At 45.5% G+C, this 604-nt stretch carries 1 tRNA gene and 2 rRNA genes; all 3 read left to right on the top strand.

Annotation, left to right across the window (positions count from 1 at the left end):
- A 23S ribosomal RNA gene (locus tag L4C35_RS23240) occupies positions 1 to 115 on the top strand; the annotation flags it as partial.
- A 125-nt stretch (positions 116 to 240) separates the two neighbouring features.
- Positions 241 to 356, top strand: a 5S ribosomal RNA gene (gene rrf, locus L4C35_RS23235).
- A gap of 110 nt (positions 357 to 466) precedes the next feature.
- Positions 467 to 543: transfer RNA gene (locus tag L4C35_RS23230), tRNA-Asp, on the top strand.
- Positions 544 to 604 lie beyond the last annotated feature (61 nt).

Below are 604 nucleotides of genomic sequence, written 5' to 3'. Positions count from 1 at the left end.
TAGACCTTTAAGGTCTCTAAAGGGTTGTCGAAGACTACGACGTTGATAGGCAGGGTGTGTAAGTGCTGCGAGGCATTGAGCTAACCTGTACTAATTGCCCGTGAGGCTTAACCATACAACACCCAAGGGGTTTTACGGACTCCATAAACGCTTGAATGCGTGTTAAGAACGATATTGTAACTAGTTAGATTTTCCCAGATTGTATTTATCGCCTAATGGCGGTGAATAAAACCGAATTTGCTTGGCGACCATAGCATTATGGACCCACCTGATCCCATGCCGAACTCAGTAGTGAAACGTAATAGCGCCGATGGTAGTGTGGGGTCTCCCCATGTGAGAGTAGGTCATCGCCAGGCTTTAATTTCCTTGTTTTCAGATTTTTAATAAAAATCTTAAAGCAAAAAAGTTTAGATATACGTATTGAACGACGTGTATCGGATAGACAGGTTACTGTTTATCACCGTGTGGAGCGGTAGTTCAGTTGGTTAGAATACCGGCCTGTCACGCCGGGGGTCGCGGGTTCGAGTCCCGTCCGCTCCGCCACTTATACTAAGCCCGAGTCTTACGACTTGGGCTTTTTTACGTTTGTACTTTGGCTAATCAT

It is taken from the genome of Photobacterium kagoshimensis (assembly GCF_050337045.1).
Classification (GTDB): domain Bacteria; phylum Pseudomonadota; class Gammaproteobacteria; order Enterobacterales; family Vibrionaceae; genus Photobacterium; species Photobacterium kagoshimensis.
This window is presented reverse-complemented; position numbering and strand designations above follow the sequence as displayed.